Raw genomic sequence first — 19,084 nt, forward strand, 5'->3', positions numbered from 1 at the left:
CTTTTCCAAGGACTTGAAGCCTCGGAGCCGATCCGAAAATCGGGTTCGAGGCTCCGGTTTCCTGCCGACGCATCGGATGGTCCGAAAACCGGGGCCATGTTTCGGTCCGGTGCCGTCACGAACGAACGGAAGGTATGAGAGCCCGCGTGTCCCAGGTCATCGTCACGTCAAGCTATCGTGGAGACTTCGAGCGGTGCCGCCTGTTGTGCGATTCGATCGATGCGCGCGTGACCGGCCATAGCCGGCACATCATCGCCGTGGAGGCGCGCGACGTCGCCATGTTCAAGGTGCTGGAGGGCTCAAAGCGCGAGATCGTCGACGAGCGGGACCTCTTCCCCTGGTGGCTGCGCGCCGTTCCAGATCTCACCCATCGGGGCCGCCGCAGCATCTGGCTCTCCCTGAAGGGGCCGATCATGCACGGCTGGCACACGCAGCAGCTGCGCCGGATCGTGCTCGGCTCGCGGCTCAGGGAGACGACCATGGTGACGGTGGATTCCGACGTGGTCTTCCTGCGCCCCGTCCATACGAGCCAGTTCGAGACGGCGTCCGGCAAGACCTATTTCTATCGCAAGCCCGGCGGGGTCGCCGAAGCCTTGCCGCAATACCGGGACGAACACCGGCGCTGGTCGAAAAAGGCCGGCGAGCTTCTCGGCATCGAGACGCCGCCCCACACCGATACCGGCTATATCTACAATCTCGTCACCTGGGCGACCGACAGCGTGCGCGACATGAATGCGCGCATCGAGGCGGTGAGCGGCAAGGACGCCTTCCGCACGCTGGCGGCGACGCGCATCCTCTCCGAATGCACGATCTTCGGCCGCTTCGTGGAGGAGGTCGAGGGCGTGACGAAGCGCCACGAGGAGACCAACGAGCCCTTCGCCGCGACCTATTGGGACCACGAGCGGCTGGACGAGGCGGCGCTCGACCGCTTCGTTTCGGCGATGAGGCCGAAGGAGATCGCCCTCGGCGTCCAGTCCTTCACCGGAACCGATACCGGGCTCATTCGCCGGGTTGCAGGACTGGAAGGCTGAACCGCTCGGATCCCGCCTGCCTGCGGCGATGCCGGTCGAGGGTGGTGTAGGCGGTCACCGCCGCGCCCAGCCAGAGGATCGCGAAGCAGATGTTGAGGGCGAGGAGAATCTCGCCGATCTCGGTGAACTGCAGGAGGAGGAGGGTGAGGAGCCCGGCCTTCGCGGCGGCAAGCCCGGCCAGCATCGCGACCCGCACCCCGGTGCGCCCTGCCGCGTAGAGGAGTTCGCTCTCGTATTCGACGAGATTGCGGAAGGCGGGAACGAGAAGCGCGAGAAGGACGAGGGGGGCGGCATCGGCCACATTGTCGCCGAGCGCCCTCGGGAAGAACCGGAGAATGCCGCCGAGGCCCGCGATCCCGGCGATGGAGACGGCCGCCACGAGCGCCTCGATGCCGATCCGCCGCTTCCAGGAGTCGAGGAAGCCGGGCGCCTTCATGATCTTCTGCACGATCAGCGTGTTGAAGGAGCGCACCGGCAGGGCCGTGAGGTCCACGAGGCGCATGACGATGGCGTAGATGCCGGCGGCGGTCGGCCCGCCGACGGCGAGGACGAGAAGCTTGTCGAGATCGGACTGGAGATAGAACACCACGTCCGCGCCGCAGACCGAGACGCTGTCGCGCCAGCGCGCGAGCCAGAGACGCGGCCTGAATTTAAGCCGCTGGCGCGGATACCACAGAAGCACCGAGCCGGCCGCGGCGACGAGATTGCCGGCGAGATAGAGCGCGCACCAGACGAGGAGCGAGCCGTCCGAAAGGGCGAAGAACAGGACTGCGGCCAAAGCCTTCAGAAGCGTGCCCGCGATCGTCAGGATCGCGCCGCGCCCGAACCGGCCGAGGCCGTTGTTGACGACGATGACGATCTCAAGCGTGCGCCAGCCGACGATTTCGGCAAGAAGGATCAGCGAGAAGGCCAGCGCGCTCATCTCGCCTGCGAAGGCGAGGAGATAGAAGATCGCGGCCATCACCGCGACGAGGGGAAGCGAGGCGGCGGAGGCGATGAGGAGGCCCGCCGTATAGGTGCCGATGAGGCGCGGGCGCACGGTCGCCGTGCGGTAGAGCGGTGAATAGAAACCGAGGCCGAACACCCGCGACAGCATGACGCCGGCGGCAGAGGCCGTCGCGAACAGGCCGAAATCGCCGATCGACAGGCTGTTCGCCACGCAGACGAAATAGAGCAGCGACAGGACCAGCCGCCCGGCCGATCCGGAGACGAGAGACGCGTAGTCGGCAACGACGCTTAGGTCGCCCTTAAGCCTCTCGCGCAACACTCGCACGGTGTTCATGGGGCAGGATGCTCCGCTTCGTTCGAAGGATGCGCAGATGGCAGACGGTCGCGATACCGCACTTCCCCGGTCCCATCCTGACGGGGACGGACCGTTCGCGCAGCTTAGGAGCGAGCCGTTAACGCGGCGTTCCGTGCTGCTCGCCGGCGCGGGCGCGGCCTTCTCGACATTTGCGGCGGGCGCGGGCCGGGCGCGGGCGGAACCTCTGCGAAAAATCCCCTTCGGCGCAGCGATCCAGAGCGAGTTTCTCGACAGCGATCCGCTCTACGGGCCCGCTTTCCTGCGCTATTGCGACCTCGTGATGCCGATGAACGAGCTGAAATTCGATCAGATCCATCCCGAACGCGATGTCTGGCGCTTCGAGCCGGCGGACCGGCTCGTCGAACTGGCGCTTTCGAACGGGAAGCTCTCGCGGGGCACCTGCCATGTGTGGTGGGGCTCGACGCCGGCCTGGGTGGAGGCGATCACCTCCGAGCGGGAGGCCGAACGGGTGCTGGTGGAGCATATCGAACGGGTGGGCGACCGCTATCGCGGCAAGCTGACCGGATGGGACGTGGTCAACGAGCCGCTGGCCTACGATCCGCGCGAGGAGGGTCCCTTGCGCGACACGCACTGGCTGAGGGTTCTCGGTCCCCGGCACATCCCGCTGGCGCTCTCGACGACGGCGCGGGTCGATCCTCAGGCCCGGATCGTCGTCAACGACTACGATCTGGAATTCGAAGGCCCCCTCTACGACGCCCGGCGCTCGGTGATGATCGACCTCCTGCGCCAGCTCCAGGACGGCGGCGTGCGCGTCGACGGGCTCGGCATCCAGGGCCATCTCTACGGCGACCGGACGATCGACAAGGACGCACTCGAAGCCTTCCACCGCACCCTCGACGAGATGGGCATCGAGCTCCTCGTCACCGAACTCGACGTGATCAACCGGGAGAGCCCGCCGGATCCGGAGAGCATGGACGCACTCGCCTACGATCTCGTCGATGATTTCCTCGATGGCGTCTTCGCCCACAAGCCGCCGGCCATGGTCGTCACCTGGGGTCTCACCGACCGCTATTCCTGGATACCGGACGTGATGCCCCGCTACGACGGAACGCCGCACCGGCCGCTGCCGCTGACGGCGGATTATGCCGAGAAGAACTGGCTGCATCTCCTCCAGCGCCGGCTCGCGGCCGGGCGATGAGAGGATCGCCAACAGTTCACGGTGTGGGCGATGTGGCGTTGTCTGCATATCCGACCCGGCGGGTTCTATTCATTGGTGAAGAAGCCGTTGAGCAGGCGGGCTCGGGAGGATGCCCGACAGATCGATCTGATCAGGAAGGCCTGGAAGCATAGCGGCAGGGTCTAGGGCTACCGCAAACTGTACGACGATCTTCTCGACCAAGGCGAGACCAGTTGCGCCAATCGGGTCGCTCGTCTTGCAAAGTTGGCCGGCATCAAAGCGCAGATCGGCTACAGGCGTCGACCTGGTTCCTACGGTGGCAAACCGTCGGTCGTGGTCGACGACGCCCTTGCCCGGCAGTTCGATGTCGATTCGCCGGGCAAGGCATGGGTGACAGACATCACTTCCACCCGAACCCAGGAAGGCTCTGCCTATCTGGCCGTGGTGATCGACCTGTTTTCCCGCCGTATTATCGGATGGTCGATGCAGAGCCCGCAGACGACCGACGTCGTGCTGCAGGCATTGCTCATGGCGGTCTGGTGTGGAAAACCGAAGAACGCGGTCCTGATCCATTCCGACCAGGGCTCCCAGTTCCCGGGATAGATTGGGCAACGTTCCTCAAGCACCACAATCTCGAGCCCTCGATGAGCCGTCGTGGCAACTGTCACGATAACACCGTGGCCGAAAGCTTCTTCAATCTCTTCTAGCGCAGGCGCAAGGCGAAGGTTGATCTGCGGGAGGTGGTGAATGCGATCCGCTACTAGACGCAACGGGCGTGGACTGGCGCATTCTCCCGGAGAACCTCCCAGCCTGGCAGACGGTCTACTAGTGCTTTCGACGTTTCGTCCGGCTGATGCGGTCCAAGTCGATCTACAACCTGGCGCTGATGCTTGACCGTGAGCGGCAGGCGCGGGAGGCCAGCCCGACAGCGTGCGTCGTTAAGAGCGAGAGCGTGAAGGCACCGGCACCCAGCGCAAAACATGGGTTCGACGGCGCAAAGAGGGTTGCCGGTCGCAAGCGCCATATCGTCGTGGACACGGACGGGCGCATGCTGATGGTCAATCTGACGTCTGCCGATATCTCTGGCCGCGCTGGTGCACAGCATATTCTGGATACGATCCGCAGACGCTGGCCCTTGCCCTCCTCCCGCGCCCGCTTCAGCCCTGCATGGGTGCGCTCGATCAGAAGATCGCGCTCGAACTCGGCGACCGCGTTGATGACGCCCATGGTCATGCGGCCCGCCGCACTCGTCAGATCGACACCGCCCAGCGCCAGGCAATGGACCCGGATGCCCTGCTCAGCGAGATGATCCACCGTCCGGCGCACGTCCATGGCATTGCGTCCGAGCCGGTCGAGCTTGGTGACGACGAGGACGTCCCCCGCCTTCAGCCGGTCGACCAGCTTAGCAAAGCCCGGCCGCTCCATCGCGGTGTGGGAGCCCGACACCGTCTCGGAGACGACACGGCGCGCCTGAAGATCGAACCCTGCCGCGCGGATCTCGCCGAGCTGGTTCTCGGTGGTCTGCATATGAACATGCTCGAAATGAAGAAAGGCGGCTTTTCGAACAGATCGCGGCGCGAATCTTCGAAACTGGACGGTTTTGGCGATCTCCAGAGTGCATCATGCGTTGCAGATCCCATTATGCTCCTGTGAAGGAGAACTAACGAACTATTTAATTTCTGATTATGGACGCGTTTTTCTTCCCCGCCTAGTTTCGTTTCTGCAATCTGGGAGGAAAGCGATGAACGCGGATCATCCGCGCGGGATCGGGGACAACGTGTCCCTCGCCCGACGCGCCTATAACATTCGGCGTAAGGCGCTCCGCATGGGCGAGGTGCAGGGCCAAGGCTATATCGGACAGGCGCTCGGCGTCGCCGATGTTCTCGCCGCCAGCTACTTCCATACGATGAGCTATCGATCCGACGACCCGGAATGGGAGGGGCGCGACCGCTTCCTCCTGTCGATCGGCCACTATGCGATCGCGCTCTATGCCGTCCTGATGGAGGCGGGCATCCTGCCGGAAGACGAACTCGAAACCTACGGCATGGACGACAGCCGCATGCCGATGTCGGGCATGGCCTCCTATACGCCGGGCATGGAGATCACGGGCGGCTCGCTCGGTCAGGGCCTGGGGATCGCCGTCGGGATGGCGATGGGCCTGAAGCGAAAGGCCTCGGACGCCTTCGTCTACAACCTGATGAGCGATGGCGAACTCGACGAGGGTTCGACCTGGGAAGCCGCGATGGCTGGAGCCCATCATGGTCTCGACAATCTCGTCTGCCTCGTCGATTTCAACAACCAGCAGGCGGACGGACGCTCGACAGAAATGAGCGCACTCGAGCCGCTTCCTGAAAAGTGGCAGGCGTTCGGCTGGCACTGCCAGCGGGTCGACGGGAACGATCTCGACGCGGTCACAGCCGCCTTCGACGCCGCACGGGCGCTCAAGGAGCCCCGGCCGCGCTGCATCGTCTTCGACACCAAGATGTGCAAAGGCGTGCCGTTCCTGGAAGCCCGCGACAAGAACCACTTCGTGCGCGTCGAGGCCGACGAGTGGGAAAAGGCGCTCGCAGAACTCGACGAGAGGGCGCCGGCATGACTGCGAATTCCATGGCCCGCAAGTACGAGCCGCGCCAGGTTCTCCGGCGTGCGGACGGCCAGAAGCTCACGACATCGGCGATGATCGCCTCGCTGGAGGCGGAAGGCTACGAGAGCGTCAGGGCACCGTTCGGCAACGCTCTCGTGGACCTTGCGAAGACCAATGACAAAGTCGTCGGCATCACGGCCGACCTTTCGAAATACACCGATCTGCACGTCTTCGCCGAAGCGATGCCGGACCGGTTCTATCAGATGGGAATGGCCGAGCAGGTGATGCTATCGGCTGCTGCCGGTCTCGCCCGGGAGGGGTTCATGCCCTTCGCGACCACCTATGCGGTCTTCGCCTCTCGCCGCGCCTACGATTTCATTGCGATGGCGATTGCGGAGGAGAATCTTCCGGTTCGCATCGTATGCGCGCTGCCGGGGCTGACGACCGGCTACGGTCCGAGCCACCAGGCGACGGAGGATCTCGCGATCTTCCGGGGCCTGCCGAACATGACGATCGTCGATCCCTGCGATGCCGACGACGTCATGGGCATGGTGCCTGCGCTCGCGGCTCACGATGGGCCGACCTATTCCCGCCTCCCGCGCGGCAATGTCCCGAAGGTCCTGACGAAGCACAAGCCGGACTATCGCTTCGAGCTCGGCAAGGCCCAGACGATCCGCGAGGGTCGCGACGTCCTCGTCATCTCGACCGGCTTCATGACCATGCGCGCGCTCGACGCTGCGGTGAAGCTCGAAGCCGAAAACGTGGATGTCGGGGTCCTGCATGTCCCGACCATCAAGCCGCTCGACGTGGAAACGATCGCCGCCGAGGCGGCGAAGGGCGGCCGGCTCGTCGTGACGGCGGAGAACCACACGGTGGTCGGCGGCCTCGGCGAGGCTGTCGCCGCCGCCCTTCTGACGCGCGGCATCGCGCCGACCTTCAGGATGATCGGCCTGCCGGACGAATTTCTGGAGGCCGGCGCCCTGCCGACGCTTCACGACATGTACGGCATCTCGGTTGACAAGGTCGCCGAGCGCATCAAGGCTTGGCTCTAGGGGGAGACGATGGCTCAAGGACTGCTCGAAGGACGGTATGCGATCGTGACGGGCGCGGCGAGCGCGCGCGGTCTCGGCAAGGCGACCGCGAAACTTTTCGCCGACCATGGCGCGACGATCGCGATCCTCGATCTCGATGCGAACGCCGCGAAGGCGGCCGCCGCCGATCTCGGCGAAGACCACGTGGGCTTTGCCTGCGATGTGACAGACAAGACGGCCTGTGCCTCCGTTGCCTCCGAACTCAAGGCCCGGTGGGGCCGGATCGATGTTCTTGTCAACAATGCCGGAATCACACAGCCGTTGAAGCTGATGGAAATCGAGCCGCAGAACTACGAGGCTGTGCTCGACGTCAATCTGCGAGGTACGCTTTATATGAGTCAGGCCGTCATTCCGGGCATGCGGGAGGTCGGATCGGGCTCGATCGTCAATCTCTCTTCAGTATCCGCGCAACGCGGCGGCGGGATCTTCGGTGGCCCCCATTATTCGGCGGCCAAAGCCGGGATTCTCGGACTGACCAAGGCGATGGCCCGGGAACTCGCACCGAGCGGCGTCAGGGTCAACGCAATCTGTCCAGGCTTCATCGCGACCGACATCACCGCGGGCAAACTGACCGATGAGATGCGGGCGCAGGTTCTTGCCGGCATCCCGATGGGACGGGCCGGCGAGGCGTCCGACGTGGCAGGTTGCGCGCTGTTCCTTGCCTCGGACCTCTCGGCATACTGCACGGGAACCGAGGTCGACGTGAACGGAGGTTCGTTGATCCACTGACGTTCGGGCAGCGCCGATGGGAGTTCGGCGTCGCTCGGAATGTTCAGGTGAAGTCAATCCAGGGAGGAAATCATGAAAGCTCTACTGACCGCGCTCATCGGCGCGACCATAATGGCCGGGACCGCCGCTGAGGCTCAGGAGGTGACGTTCGGCCACGGCGCCAATCCGGGCAATCCGCGCTTCGTCGCGGCGGAGAAGTGGGCCGAACTTTTCAAGGCGTGTTCTTCGGACGCGACCGTCAATGTCGCGCCGTCGGCGACCATGGGCGACGATGCCGAAATGCTCACCTCGGCTCAGGCCGGCGTCATCCAAGTGACCGCCAACAGCCAGGGCGCGATGAGCCAGATCGTTCCCGAGGTCGGCCTTCTCGGTCTGCCTTTCCTGTTCAAGGATCTGCCGACTGCCTGGAAGGTGCTCGATGGCGACGTGGGCAAGATGATAGACGAGCGCTCCCAGGAAGCGGGCCTCAAGGTGCTCGGCTTCTGGGACAACGGCATCCGCCAGGTGACGCACGTGTCGAAGAACGTGCCGGAACCGGCCGACATCAAGGGAATGAAGATCCGCACGCCGCCCGACGAGCTGCGTCTCGCGATCTTCGAAGCGCTCGGCACCTCACCCGCGCCGCTCGCCTTCTCGGAACTGCCGAGCGCGCTGCAGGCTGGCGTATTCGACGGCCAGGAGAACCCGCTCACCAACATCTACTCGTCGAAAATCCATGAGATCACCCCGTTCATCACTCTGACGAACCATGCCTATGAGGCCACACCGGTACTCGCCGGTCTTTCCTGGTGGGAGGGTCTCGACGACGCAACGAAGCAGTGTGCACTCGATGCGACCGCGGAGGCGGGCAAGATGCAGCGCCAGCTCTCGTTCGAGGCCGACGAGAAGCTCAAGCCGATGATGGAGAAGGAGGGCGTCACTTTCGTGGAGGCTGATCGCCAGGCCTATGTCGATGCGACCGCTTCGGTCTACGATACCTATGCCGAGCGCTATCCGGATCTCGTCAAGGCTCTTCGCGAGGCCGCCGGTCAGTCGTCCGGCTCGGGCGAAGGCTCGTCCTCGGGAGAGGCTCCGCAGGCAAGCGGGGACGGCGCTCCGGCGCAATGACCGGCCAGGCCACCGACGGTCTTCCGGACCAGCATGGGGAGACGCCGCGCGGCGTCCCCCGCTTCGTCGAATACGTGATCCGCGCGATCGACTTCGTCGGTTGCGCGATCTGCGCCGGCACGCTTGCCTTCCTCTTCGCAGCGATCCTCATCAACGTCATCCTGCGCTATCTGTTCGGCACCGGTATCGTCTGGGCTTACGAGATCCATGCGTTGCTCCTGCCATGGCTCGTCGCAGGCGGCGTCACGATCGCCTCGACGCGCGGGCGGCACATCGCCGTGACGCTCATGCCGGCGATGGTCTCCGGCTGGGCCCGCTACGCGGTCTACGTGGCCGTCCATCTCGCGGTGATCGCGATCTCGGTCGAAGTCGTCCTGTCGAGCCAGCCGATCCTCAGGGCCTCCCAGTTTCAGTCGCTCGCCTCGCTCGGGATCAAGCAGGTATGGGGCTATGCCAGCATCCCTGCGGCGTTCGGCGTCATGGCGCTGGTTTCGGCACTCGAACTCCTGCGCCTGATCCTCGGCGGCCGCGAAGCGGCGCCCGATCCTTCCACCGAAAGCCTGAGCTGAGGAGAGCTGACGTTGACCGGCTTTATGATCGCAGCCTTCTTCGTGCTGATCGCGCTCGCCGTTCCCATCGCTCACGCGATGGTCGGCGGAGCAGCCGTCGCGCTTCTCCTCGAGGGACGAACGCTCGCCGTTCTCGCACAGCGGCTTTACACGCCCACCCAAAGCTTCCCGATGCTCGCGATCCCGTTCTTCATCATGGCGGGAAGCTTGATGATGAGCGGCAAGTTCGGCGTCTATCTCGTCAATATCGCCCGCTTCGCGGTCGGCCGCTTCCGCGGCGGTCTCGGCCAGGTGTCGATCATCGGCTCGGTGATGTTCGGCGGGGTCTCGGGATCGGCCGTCGCAGATGCCTCGGCACTCGGCAATGCGCTGATACCGGTGCAGAAGAAGGAGGGCTATTCCGGCGGCTTCGCCGCGGCGATCAACTCGGCCTCCTCGACGGTCGCGGTGCTGATCCCGCCCTCCATCCCGCTCATCCTCTTCGGGCTCGTTGCGAACACCTCGATCATCGACCTCTTCGTCGCCGGCATCCTGCCCGGCCTGATGCTCGGCATCGGCATGTGCACGGCGGTCTGGTGGGTCGCCCGCAAGCGCAACCTGCCACGCTCTCCGCTCGAGGGCGGCTTCCAGACGATGAAGAAGCAGTTGCTGGTCGCAACGCCCGCCCTGATGATGCCGGTCTTCATCATCGGCACATTGCGCTTCGGCATCGCAACGCCAACCGAGGTATCGGTCATGGCGGTCGCCTATGCGCTGCTCGTCGCAGGCCTCATCTATCGCGACCTGACGCTTGCCATGCTCTGGCGCACCTGCGTCGAGACCGGACTGATGACCGGCGCGGTGATGCTGATCATCATGGGCTCCTCCGTGCTGCAATGGGTGCTGACGGCCGAGCAGGTGCCGCAGAACCTTGCCAACTGGGTCGAGATCACCTTCGCCGAGCCCTGGATGGTGATCCTCGCGCTCAACGTGGTGATGCTCGTCGTCGGCGCCTTCCTCGACCTTCCGGCGGCCGTCCTCCTGCTCGGTCCGATCTTCGTCGTTATCGCACAAACGATCGGGCTCGACGTGGTTCAGCTCGGCTTGATGATGGTCGTGAATCTCGCGATCGGACTCTATACGCCACCCGTCGGGACGACGCTGTTCATCTCCGCCGCGATCGCGCGGGTGGGCATCTGGGAGGTCACGCGCTCGCTCCTGCCGTTCTATCTGGTCGCGATCTTAGTCCTCGCCCTCATCTCCTACGTTCCGGCGCTGACGATCTACTGAACAGGCTGAATCGCCGCCATCCGGCCGACACGTCCTTGCGATCGGCAGGATCTCGATTCCGCCTTAAGCGAAGGAGCGTGAGGTTTCCAACATGCGAAAGGTGCCCATGAGCGATCTTCAATCCATGGCCCACGCGATCCGTTTCCTTGCGATGGACGCGATCGAGCGGGTGGGGGAGGGGCATCAGGGCGTCCCGCTCGGCATGGCGGAGATCGCGACGGCGCTCTACGCCCGTCACCTGAAGTTCGATCCGTCCGATCCGACTTGGCTGGACCGCGATCGCGTCGTCCTGTCGAACGGTCACGGATCGATGCTCCTCTATGCGCTCAATTATCTGAGCGGCTACACGAAGATCGACATCGACGCGGTCCGGACCTTCCGCGAGCTCAACTCCCATTGTGCGGGCCATCCCGAGATCGATCAGACGGCCGGCATCGAAATGACGACCGGCCTTCTCGGACAGGGTGTCGCTTCGGCCGTCGGGATGGCGGTCGCGGAGGCGCGCCTGGCGACGCGCTATCCGGGCCTCGTCAACCATCGGACCTGGGTCTTTCTCGGTGACGGATGCCTTGAGGAGGGTATGGGTCAGGAGGCGATCAGTCTCGCCGGCCACTTGAAGCTCGGCAAGCTGACACTTCTCTGGGACGACAACGCGATCACCGACGACGGTGCGACCTCGCTTGCGATCTCGGAGGACATACCGGCTCGCTTCGAGGCTGCGCACTGGCACGTGCAGAGCGTCGACGGTCACGACATCGAGGCGGTCTCAGCGGCGATGGGAGCCGCGAAGGCCGATCCACGCCCCTCGATGATCGCGTGCCGGACGTCGATCGCTCGCGGCATTGCCCGCATCGAGGGCCGGCGTGCGGGCCATTCGGGAAGGATCACCCGGGAGGACACCGACGCAGCGCGAACGGCCCTCGGTTGGTCTGCGCCGGCGTTCGAGGTGCCGGACGACGTGCTCGACGCCTGGCGAGCAAGCGGACGGCGCGGCGCGCGGACCAATGCGGCATGGCGCGAAGCGCTGTCGAGCGATCCGCAAGCCGACATGTTCCTTGCAGCTCTCAGCGGAACCGGCGAGACGTGGCGGATGCCGCTGGAGGCGAGCGCGCGCGCGCTCGTCGGACGCGAGCAATCCACCGTCCACTCGTCCGGAGAGGTCTGCGAGGCGATGCGAGAGGATTTCGACGGGCTCCAGATCCTCTGCGCCGATCTCGAGGCGCCGACCGATCACAAGCGAGGACGCGATGCCTTCACGGCCGACGACCGATCGGGCTCCTACGTTCATTGCGGTGTGCGCGAGCATCTGATGGCCGCCATGGCGAACGGGATCGCGAGCCATGGCGGGCTCTACCCGGTCCCCGTTACCTATTTCGCCTTCACCGACTACATGCGCGCCGCGATCCGCATGGCAGGGCTGATGGGGCTGCCCGGCCTTTTCGTCCTCAGCCACGACTCGATCGGGGTTGGACGGAACGGTCCGACCCACCAGCCGGTGGAGACCCTTGCAGGCTTCAGGGCCATGCCGAACGTTCTGATGATGCGCCCAGCCGACGGCGTCGAAACCGCGGAAGCCTGGGAAATCGCACTCGAGCGCCGGACCGGTCCGGTGCTCCTCGCCCTGACAAAGCAGGCCGTGCCGCCGGTGCGCAACGAGGCGTCGGAAAACCGTTCGCGCCGCGGCGCCTACGTCCTTGTCGAGCCGGCGACTGGCGACCGTGACGCGACCATCCTCGCGACCGGATCTGAGGTTTTCGTCGCGTTGCGTGCCCAGTCGATACTCGCAGACGAGGGAATCTGCGCCGCTGTCGTCTCCATGCCATGCTGGGAGCTCTTTGCCGAGCAGGACGCCGACTATCGCGCACAGGTGCTCGGGCAAGCGCCGCGATTTGCCGTCGAAGCCGCGGTACGCTTCGGTTGGGATCAATGGATTGGCACCGAAGGCGGTTTCGTCGGCATGACAGGATACGGCGCATCGGCTGCAGCCGAAACCCTCTACGATCACTTCGGAATCACGCCCGAACGGGTGGCGGAAACCGTCCGGCGGACCGTTTCGAAGGCGTGAACGCAAAGGGGGAACGCGTGGACAACTCGTCGATCCGGAACTCAGGCGATGTCCATGCCGGCGGGCGGACTGAACGTGCATCCGAGGCGGGTGAGGAGATTGCGGGCGAGCCGGTCGTGCTCGGTGGCCTCCTCTCGGATCCAGTTCGAGAAATTTGCGACGATCCGCCGGTTACGATGGCGCGCCGGACAGACGATCCAGTAAGCCGGAAATTCGATCACCGGCAGGGACGGCGACAACGGAACGAGATCGCCGTTGACCAGCTCGCGGATCGCGAGCGTCGAGCTTTCGAGAACGACGCCCCCGTCGTCGACCGCCAGCTGGATCGCCATGGAGGAACGATCGAGCTGGATCGGGAAGACCGACGGAATGGTGTCGATGCCCTGTTCCGTCAGCCAGAAATCCCATCTGTAAAGGGCCTTGACACTGTCTATCAGCCGCGCGCTCGCAAGCTGCTGCCGCGGATCTTCGGAGATTCTCGTCAACTCGTCGCGATAGGCCGGCGAGCACATCGGCAGTACCAGGTCGTTGAGGACGGCTTCGGAATGAAGTCCGCTCCAGGCGCCCGGTCCATAGCGCAGGTCGATGTCCGTGATCTCGGTCTCGAAGCGCGAGAAGTCCGGAGTCGCATCGATCCTGAGATCCCAACCGGAATTGGTGTCGAGAAAGCGCTTCAGCCTCGGCCCGAGCCAGCGCACGCCGAAGGATGGCGACACCCGCATCACGAACCGGCGTCCCTCGCGCTTGCGCACGATCGCCGAGCGCACGTCGCGGATCATCCTGAGGGCCTGGCTCGTCGTTTGGTAGAGCCGTTCGCCGTCGTCGGTCAGCGACAGGCGCCGCTTCTCGCGCCGGAACAGCAAAACGCCGAACTGTTCTTCCAGGAGCCGAAGCTGCTGGCTGACGGCCGACGGGGAGACGCCGAGTTCCTCTGCGGCGCGGCTGACCCCGCCGAGACGCGCGACCGCCTCAAAGGTACTCATCGCGTTGAGATTGAAGCTGTCCACCGTCTTTCGCTTTCCGTGCCGATCCGGAGTGGCGAGCGCGGGCTTACCGATGTGCGCCGGTCACCTGCGCTTTGGAGCAGAAACCACACGAGGGCCCGGAAGGACAGCGGAAACGTCGCAGGCGGGCGCCGATGATGGAAACCGCCCTCTCAGCTGCGGGTCCGACGGCCCCAATGCGAGCGTATTGCCCGACTCGATCCTTGAGGAAGGCCGGATCATATGAGCCGGCCTTTGAAAGACGACCCGACCTCGGCATCTAACGAGGACACCCAACCACCCAGCATGAGGAAGAAGACGATGCATGACGAAGGCGCAACGATCGTAGTAACGGGCGCAGGCGGGTTCATAGGCGCAATGGTCGTGGAGGACCTCGCTTCACGTGGAACCGTGACGATCGGCGGGCGGGACAGGACCATCGGCCGGATCGTCGCGCTTGATATCGCCGAGGGGCCGCTCGATGATCTGGCCCGCCGTCAAGCGAAGGTCGAGAGCATCGCGGGGGATCTCGCCGACGAGGGCATCCGCGAGGCGATCCTTGCTTCGAAGCCGGACGCAATCATTCATCTCGCAGCAGTCGTCAGCAGCGCGGCGGAAGCCGATTTCGATCTCGGTCTCGCTGTCAACGTCCGTTCGCTCATGGACCTTCTGTCGGCCGTCCAGCGCCTCGATCAGGCACCCGTCTTCGTCTTCGCCTCGTCGGTCGCGGTATTCTCGGCGCAAGGCAATGCCGATATCGACGAGGACCTGGAGCCTCGGCCCCTATCGTCCTACGGCACTCAGAAGGTGATTGGGGAACTTCTCGTGCGCGATGCGGCCCGGCGCGGAATCATCGACGGCCGCACGATTCGCTTCCCGACGATCTCGATCAGGCCGGGAGCGCCGAACAAGGCGGCCTCGAGCTTTGCGAGCGGGATCGTACGCGAACCGCTGAAGGGCGAGACGTCGATCCTGCCCGTTTCACGCGACACGCGCCTGCATCTCGCCTCGCCGTCGAATGCGGTCGCCGCCGTCATCCGGACCCTGTCGCTCGAGCGGTCCGAGATCGGCCAGGAGACGACGATCACGCTGCCCGGGCTTTCGGTGACCGTCGCCGAAATGCTCGACACGCTGGAACGGGTGGCCGGTCCCGAGACTGCCGGTCTCGTCACCGATCAAGAGGATGCGGCGATTTCCACCATCGTCTCCACATGGCCTGGCCGGGTCGCAGCCCCACGCGCCGAGCGTCTCGGCTTCACGGCCGAAACTTCGTTCGAGGAGATCGTGCGCGAGCACATGGAGCGCAGCAAGCCGGACCCGACAGGGGGCAGATCATGAAGCTCGGCTGCATCGGCGACGATTTCACCGGATCGCTGGATCTTGCCAACATGCTCGCCAAGGAGGGCGTGCGCGTCACCCGGTTCACGGGACCGCCGATGGAGGATGCGAGCCCGGACGTGGATGACGGCGTCGTGTACTCGCTCGCAGAAGCCACGGTCGTGATCGAAAACTGGCGACGCCACTAGAACACGGCGCATCCGCACTCATCGCTCGGCTACCGGCCACCCGCACCGCAGGCCGTGCAATGGCCGTCGCCGCTCATCGGATCGGCGTCGCCGGCTACGCCAACTTTGGCGCAGAGGCCGACCCTGCACGAAGATTCACCCCGGACCATCCGGTCGGGGCAGGCCGGTAGGGACATGCTAGCTGAACGGCGACGCTTACGCAGCAGCCATTCCCCTTTCCACACTCAAGGGTCCTGTCAAAGCGGACGTTCGTAAGCGCTGAGGAGGGTTTCGATCCAGATCCACCGTTTGTCACGGATATCCGCGCGTGCGCTCTCCGCGACCATCGGCAAATTTTTATCTGTGAAGCTGCCCCATCAAGGAAAGCGCGACAACACGGTCGGATCGGTCTTCACTCAGAGAGGGTTCAGAAGCGGGGCTGCCAGGTCCGACATCGCGACGTCCGATCCGTAACCGACTTCATCGATCACAAATTCCGCGGAAGGCTCCAGCTTTCCCAATAGCGAACCGTGATGACGACCCAACGAAGCTTTCTTCCGCAGGATGCTGAAAGACGAGCCGCCCCTATGTCCACGCGTCGATAATCGTTTCGACCGGATGTTCGCTCGCAAACAGCACATCGTGCCCGTCCGGAAAAACATGCAGCCGAGCGTCGGGAAGGGCATCGCTCATGGCTTCTATCCGGTGGAGAGGAGCCTGGTCATCGAATTCGCCGGCGATCACGATGACCGGAAGCTTCAAGCTCGGAAGATGCATCCAGCAATCATGATGCCGTCGCGCCTGCAAAAGGCGATCATATCCGCTGCGATTGTTCGCATGGTTCAGAAAGAGCGCCTCTCGACGCAGGCGACCGACAATGCGCGCCTCGGCCGCCGCAGGGTCATTTTCGCACAAGAGGGAAAAACGCCGGTCGAGAATGGTCAGCACTGAGGCTGCCCGTTCCCGGGCATCCTCTATCGCTACCAATTCGTGGATCGGATAAGGGCCGCCGCCTTGTCCACCAGCCGTCGTTGCCGAGACGGCGAGCTTGGCAATTCGTTCGGGAGAGTTCACGGCGAGGTGGAGCGCGGACATGCCGCCGAAACTCTCGCCGAGAACATAAGCCGTTTCCCAGCCGAGATGATCGAGAACGCGCAAAGCGTCGTCTGCGTAGTGCTTCATCGTCCAGCGCCCGGCGGGTGCGAAGGAGTGTCCCAATCCCCTCGGATCGTAAGCTGCGACGGTGAAGCACTCCGTCAAACGGCTATCAAACACGGGGGCCGAGAGGCTGAGATCGAAATTGGAGCCGCCAAGGAAGAGAAGCGGTGGACCACTGCCTTCCACTCGAAGATTGATCTCGAACGAGCCGTTCCCCCGAAGCGCGATCATGAAAACACATCGAGGAGAAGATTAACCGACGAGATCGACAGGAAGACGGCAAAGGCGATCTTGAGGACACGTGGTTCCAGCCTGTGAGCCAGTCTGGCGCCGATTGGCGCCGTAAAGATGCTGACGCTGGCGATGGCGATCGCGGTCGGCAGGTTGACGAAACCGAGAGATCCCACCGGACGACCGGGCACGCCGAGGCCCGACCACACAAAACCGATCAGTGCCGGGATCGCGATGCCGAGACCGAAAACGGCAGCGGTTCCGACCGCTCGGTGGACCGGCACGGAAAGCATCGTCAGCGTCGGAACAGAAAGCGTCCCGCCACCAATTCCCATGAGAGATGATAGAAAACCGATGGGGAACCCGATGGCGCTGCGCGCCAGGATCGATTCCGGCGGCGACGTTCTCAAGACGATCGTCTTGCGCTTCAGGAGATTCGCCGCAACCAGGAGACCGACCACACCGAAGATCAGAGCCAGACCGTTGGCGCCGAAGATTTTCGATGCAAATCCGCCTATGAGGGCGCCGCAGACGATGGCGGGCAACCAGCCTTTCAGGAGAGCGACATCGACGGACCCCTTGCGATGATGCGCGCGCGACGACGCGATCGATGTCGGAACGATCGTGGCAAGGGAGGTGCCCACGATCATCAGCATGTCGATGTCTTCCGGTAACGCGAACAGTCCGACAACGATGACGAGGACCGGTACGACGACGATACCGCCACCGACCCCCAGGAGTCCGGCGATGACGCCGGTGAACGCGCCGGTTACCAGGAGGACCAGAAGCAGTCCGCCAAGCGATAGAATCGAGTGTCCATCCATCAGGAATCTGCCCCCTGCCGAGCGCGCATCCGGTTCACGGCAGGAAGAGCGAGCATGACGATCGTGATCATTCCGAGGACGAGAGCGATCGGGTGGCCCGCATAGAAGGCGCCGAAGCTTCCGTTGGTCAGGATAAGGCCCTGACGCAGGCTGATCTCGAGGGTTGGGCCTAGCACCATGCCGATGACGAGCGGCGCCATGGGGTAGCCCTGTCTCCGAAGGATGAAGCCGAAGATGCCGGCTGTAACCATGACCAGAAGATCGAACGGGTTCCCGCGAACGAAATAGACGCCGACGGTGCTGAGAAGGACAATGCCCACGAGCATGAAGGCCTCCGGCAGACGGAGAATCGGGGCTGCTATCTTGCCGACGGCCATGCCGAGCGGCAGAAGAATGAGATTGATCAGCAGGAAGCCGGTGAAAATGGCCCCCATGAGCACCGGGTTGTCGGACATCAACCGCACGCCCGGCGTAATGCCGTGCAGCGTCAGGGTCGCAAGCATGACGGCAGTGACGGCATCGCCTGGAATGCCAAGCGCCATCGTCGGAACCAATGCTCCTCCCGTGACGGCGTTGTTGGCAGCTTCCGACGCGATGATTCCGTCGGGCTCGCCCCGACCGAAAGCAGCGCGGTTGGGGGACGACCGTTTCGCCTCCGCATAGCTGATGAAGGCTGCCGTCGCGGCACCCGTCCCCGGCAGGATACCGATGCCATTGCCGATGAGAACGGATTTCACCAGCACCTTCACCCGGCCGGACCAGTCGCGAAACCTCGGAAGAACGACGCCCTTGAAATCGGTCAGCCTGTTGGAACTGTCGAGCGGCCCTGAGACGCGCATCAGGACTTCCGTGATGGCAAAGACCCCGATGACCACGGCTAGAAGGTCGAAGCCGGCCAAAAGCTGGAACTGACCAAAGGTGAAGCGCGCCTCACCGGTTATCGGATCGCCGCCTACGACGGCCAGAAAGAGCCCGATCGTGCCGGCGATCAGTCCCTTCAGCATCGAGCCCTCCGATACGGAGACGATGCAGGTCAATCCGAGAAGTACGAGCGCGAATGTCTCGATCGGTCCGAAATTCAGGGCGAAAGCGGCCAGTGTCGGAGCGGCGAGAATGAGGACGATCGCCGACACCACGCCCCCTATGATCGAGGCGACGGTCGCCCAGCCGAGCGCCAGGCCGGCTTCGCCCCGTTGCGCCATTGGGAACCCGTCGAAACAGGTCGCGGCCGATTGCGGTGTACCGGGCGTGTTGATGAGGATCGCCGAAACGGAGCCCCCATAAACGGAACCTGCGTAGATCGCGAGCAGAAGAAGAATGGCCGGAGCCTGCCCCATCGTCAGGGTGAATGGCATGACCATTGCAACCGCGACTGTCGAGCCGATTCCCGGCAGGGCGCCAAGAACGATGCCGAGAAAAGTACCGAGGACCAGAACCAACAGACCTTCGAGCGTAAAGATGATCGAAAGCGCTTCAGGGAGGGTGTTCAGCATGAGC

At 64.1% G+C, this 19,084-nt stretch carries 15 protein-coding genes and 5 pseudogenes; 14 read left to right on the top strand and 6 right to left on the bottom strand.

Annotated features, from left to right (window positions below; all coding sequences use genetic code 11):
* Positions 1-134: 134 nt before the first annotated feature.
* The gene (locus tag DYI37_RS08735) at positions 135-1,031 is read left to right on the top strand and encodes a DUF6492 family protein (RefSeq protein WP_245413837.1); all 897 of its coding nucleotides are present in this window, start codon (positions 135-137) and stop codon (positions 1,029-1,031) included.
* Here DYI37_RS08735 and DYI37_RS08740 read toward each other — a convergent pair.
* On the bottom strand, positions 1,000-2,313 hold the full coding sequence (locus DYI37_RS08740; protein ID WP_116682811.1) for a lipopolysaccharide biosynthesis protein: 1,314 nt from the start codon (positions 2,311-2,313) through the stop codon (positions 1,000-1,002). The two genes, DYI37_RS08735 and DYI37_RS08740, sit on opposite strands and share 32 nt — an antisense overlap.
* Positions 2,314-2,350: 37 nt before the next feature.
* Here DYI37_RS08740 and DYI37_RS08745 point away from each other — a divergent pair, with 37 nt between their 5' ends.
* The 3 genes and pseudogenes from DYI37_RS08745 to DYI37_RS20545 all read left to right on the top strand — a co-directional run.
* Positions 2,351-3,493: an endo-1,4-beta-xylanase gene (locus tag DYI37_RS08745; RefSeq protein ID WP_116682812.1), complete on the top strand. Its 1,143-nt coding sequence runs from the start codon at positions 2,351-2,353 to the stop codon at positions 3,491-3,493.
* Positions 3,494-4,173, top strand: a pseudogene (locus tag DYI37_RS08750) (IS3 family transposase); the annotation flags it as partial.
* Positions 4,174-4,358: 185 nt separating this feature from the next.
* A pseudogene (locus DYI37_RS20545) lies at positions 4,359-4,541 on the top strand (IS5/IS1182 family transposase); the annotation flags it as partial.
* 65 nt (positions 4,542-4,606) lie between these two features.
* Here the strand turns inward: DYI37_RS20545 and DYI37_RS20550 are convergent.
* A pseudogene (locus DYI37_RS20550) lies at positions 4,607-4,999 on the bottom strand (recombinase family protein); the annotation flags it as partial.
* A 214-nt stretch (positions 5,000-5,213) separates the two neighbouring features.
* On the opposite strand from DYI37_RS20550, the gene DYI37_RS08765 reads away from it, so the two are divergent.
* From DYI37_RS08765 to DYI37_RS08795, 7 genes are all read left to right on the top strand, one after another.
* Positions 5,214-6,068 (top strand): transketolase, encoded by an 855-nt coding sequence (locus DYI37_RS08765; protein WP_116682814.1) that lies wholly within the window; start codon positions 5,214-5,216, stop codon positions 6,066-6,068.
* Positions 6,065-7,108: a transketolase family protein gene (locus DYI37_RS08770; protein WP_116682815.1), complete on the top strand. Its 1,044-nt coding sequence runs from the start codon at positions 6,065-6,067 to the stop codon at positions 7,106-7,108. The genes DYI37_RS08765 and DYI37_RS08770 overlap by 4 nt, the downstream gene beginning before the upstream one ends.
* Before the next feature lie 9 nt (positions 7,109-7,117).
* Positions 7,118-7,876, top strand: a complete 759-nt coding sequence (locus DYI37_RS08775) for an SDR family NAD(P)-dependent oxidoreductase (RefSeq protein WP_116682816.1) — start codon at positions 7,118-7,120, stop codon at positions 7,874-7,876.
* 72 nt (positions 7,877-7,948) lie between these two features.
* Complete coding sequence (locus tag DYI37_RS08780) at positions 7,949-8,983, top strand: TRAP transporter substrate-binding protein (protein ID WP_116682817.1); 1,035 nt, start codon at positions 7,949-7,951, stop codon at positions 8,981-8,983.
* Entirely contained in the window at positions 8,980-9,552 is a 573-nt protein-coding gene (locus DYI37_RS08785; protein ID WP_116682818.1) for a TRAP transporter small permease, read from the top strand. Before DYI37_RS08780 ends, DYI37_RS08785 begins: the two co-directional genes overlap by 4 nt.
* 12 nt (positions 9,553-9,564) lie before the next feature.
* The gene (locus DYI37_RS08790) at positions 9,565-10,821 is read left to right on the top strand and encodes a TRAP transporter large permease (RefSeq protein ID WP_116682819.1); all 1,257 of its coding nucleotides are present in this window, start codon (positions 9,565-9,567) and stop codon (positions 10,819-10,821) included.
* Between the two features lie 91 nt (positions 10,822-10,912).
* The gene (locus DYI37_RS08795) at positions 10,913-12,886 is read left to right on the top strand and encodes a transketolase family protein (protein WP_116682820.1); all 1,974 of its coding nucleotides are present in this window, start codon (positions 10,913-10,915) and stop codon (positions 12,884-12,886) included.
* 41 nt (positions 12,887-12,927) lie between these two features.
* Here DYI37_RS08795 and DYI37_RS08800 read toward each other — a convergent pair whose 3' ends face one another.
* Complete coding sequence (locus DYI37_RS08800) at positions 12,928-13,893, bottom strand: LysR family transcriptional regulator (RefSeq protein ID WP_245413839.1); 966 nt, start codon at positions 13,891-13,893, stop codon at positions 12,928-12,930.
* A 297-nt stretch (positions 13,894-14,190) separates the two neighbouring features.
* Here DYI37_RS08800 and denD point away from each other — a divergent pair, with 297 nt between their 5' ends.
* The 3 genes and pseudogenes from denD to DYI37_RS20560 all read left to right on the top strand — a co-directional run.
* Positions 14,191-15,207, top strand: a complete 1,017-nt coding sequence (gene denD / locus DYI37_RS08805; RefSeq protein ID WP_116682996.1) for a D-erythronate dehydrogenase — start codon at positions 14,191-14,193, stop codon at positions 15,205-15,207.
* Positions 15,204-15,335, top strand: a pseudogene (locus DYI37_RS20555) (four-carbon acid sugar kinase family protein); the annotation flags it as partial. The gene denD and the pseudogene DYI37_RS20555, both read left to right, overlap by 4 nt.
* Before the next feature lie 3 nt (positions 15,336-15,338).
* Positions 15,339-15,524, top strand: a pseudogene (locus DYI37_RS20560) (integrase core domain-containing protein); the annotation flags it as partial.
* Positions 15,525-15,959: 435 nt separating this feature from the next.
* Here the strand turns inward: DYI37_RS20560 and DYI37_RS08815 are convergent.
* The 3 genes from DYI37_RS08815 to DYI37_RS08825 are packed head-to-tail and all read right to left on the bottom strand — an operon-like array spanning position 15,960 to position 19,080.
* Positions 15,960-16,763: an alpha/beta fold hydrolase gene (locus tag DYI37_RS08815; protein WP_116682821.1), complete on the bottom strand. Its 804-nt coding sequence runs from the start codon at positions 16,761-16,763 to the stop codon at positions 15,960-15,962.
* Complete coding sequence (locus DYI37_RS08820; RefSeq protein ID WP_116682822.1) at positions 16,760-17,587, bottom strand: sulfite exporter TauE/SafE family protein; 828 nt, start codon at positions 17,585-17,587, stop codon at positions 16,760-16,762. Before DYI37_RS08820 ends, DYI37_RS08815 begins: the two co-directional genes overlap by 4 nt.
* Positions 17,587-19,080, bottom strand: coding sequence for a tripartite tricarboxylate transporter permease (locus DYI37_RS08825; RefSeq protein ID WP_116682823.1), 1,494 nt, complete (start codon positions 19,078-19,080; stop codon positions 17,587-17,589). The genes DYI37_RS08820 and DYI37_RS08825 overlap by 1 nt, the downstream gene beginning before the upstream one ends.
* Between the last annotated feature and the right edge of the window lie 4 nt (positions 19,081-19,084).

The organism is Fulvimarina endophytica, assembly GCF_003403015.1.
In the GTDB taxonomy this organism is placed as follows: Bacteria; Pseudomonadota; Alphaproteobacteria; order Rhizobiales; family Rhizobiaceae; genus Fulvimarina; species Fulvimarina endophytica.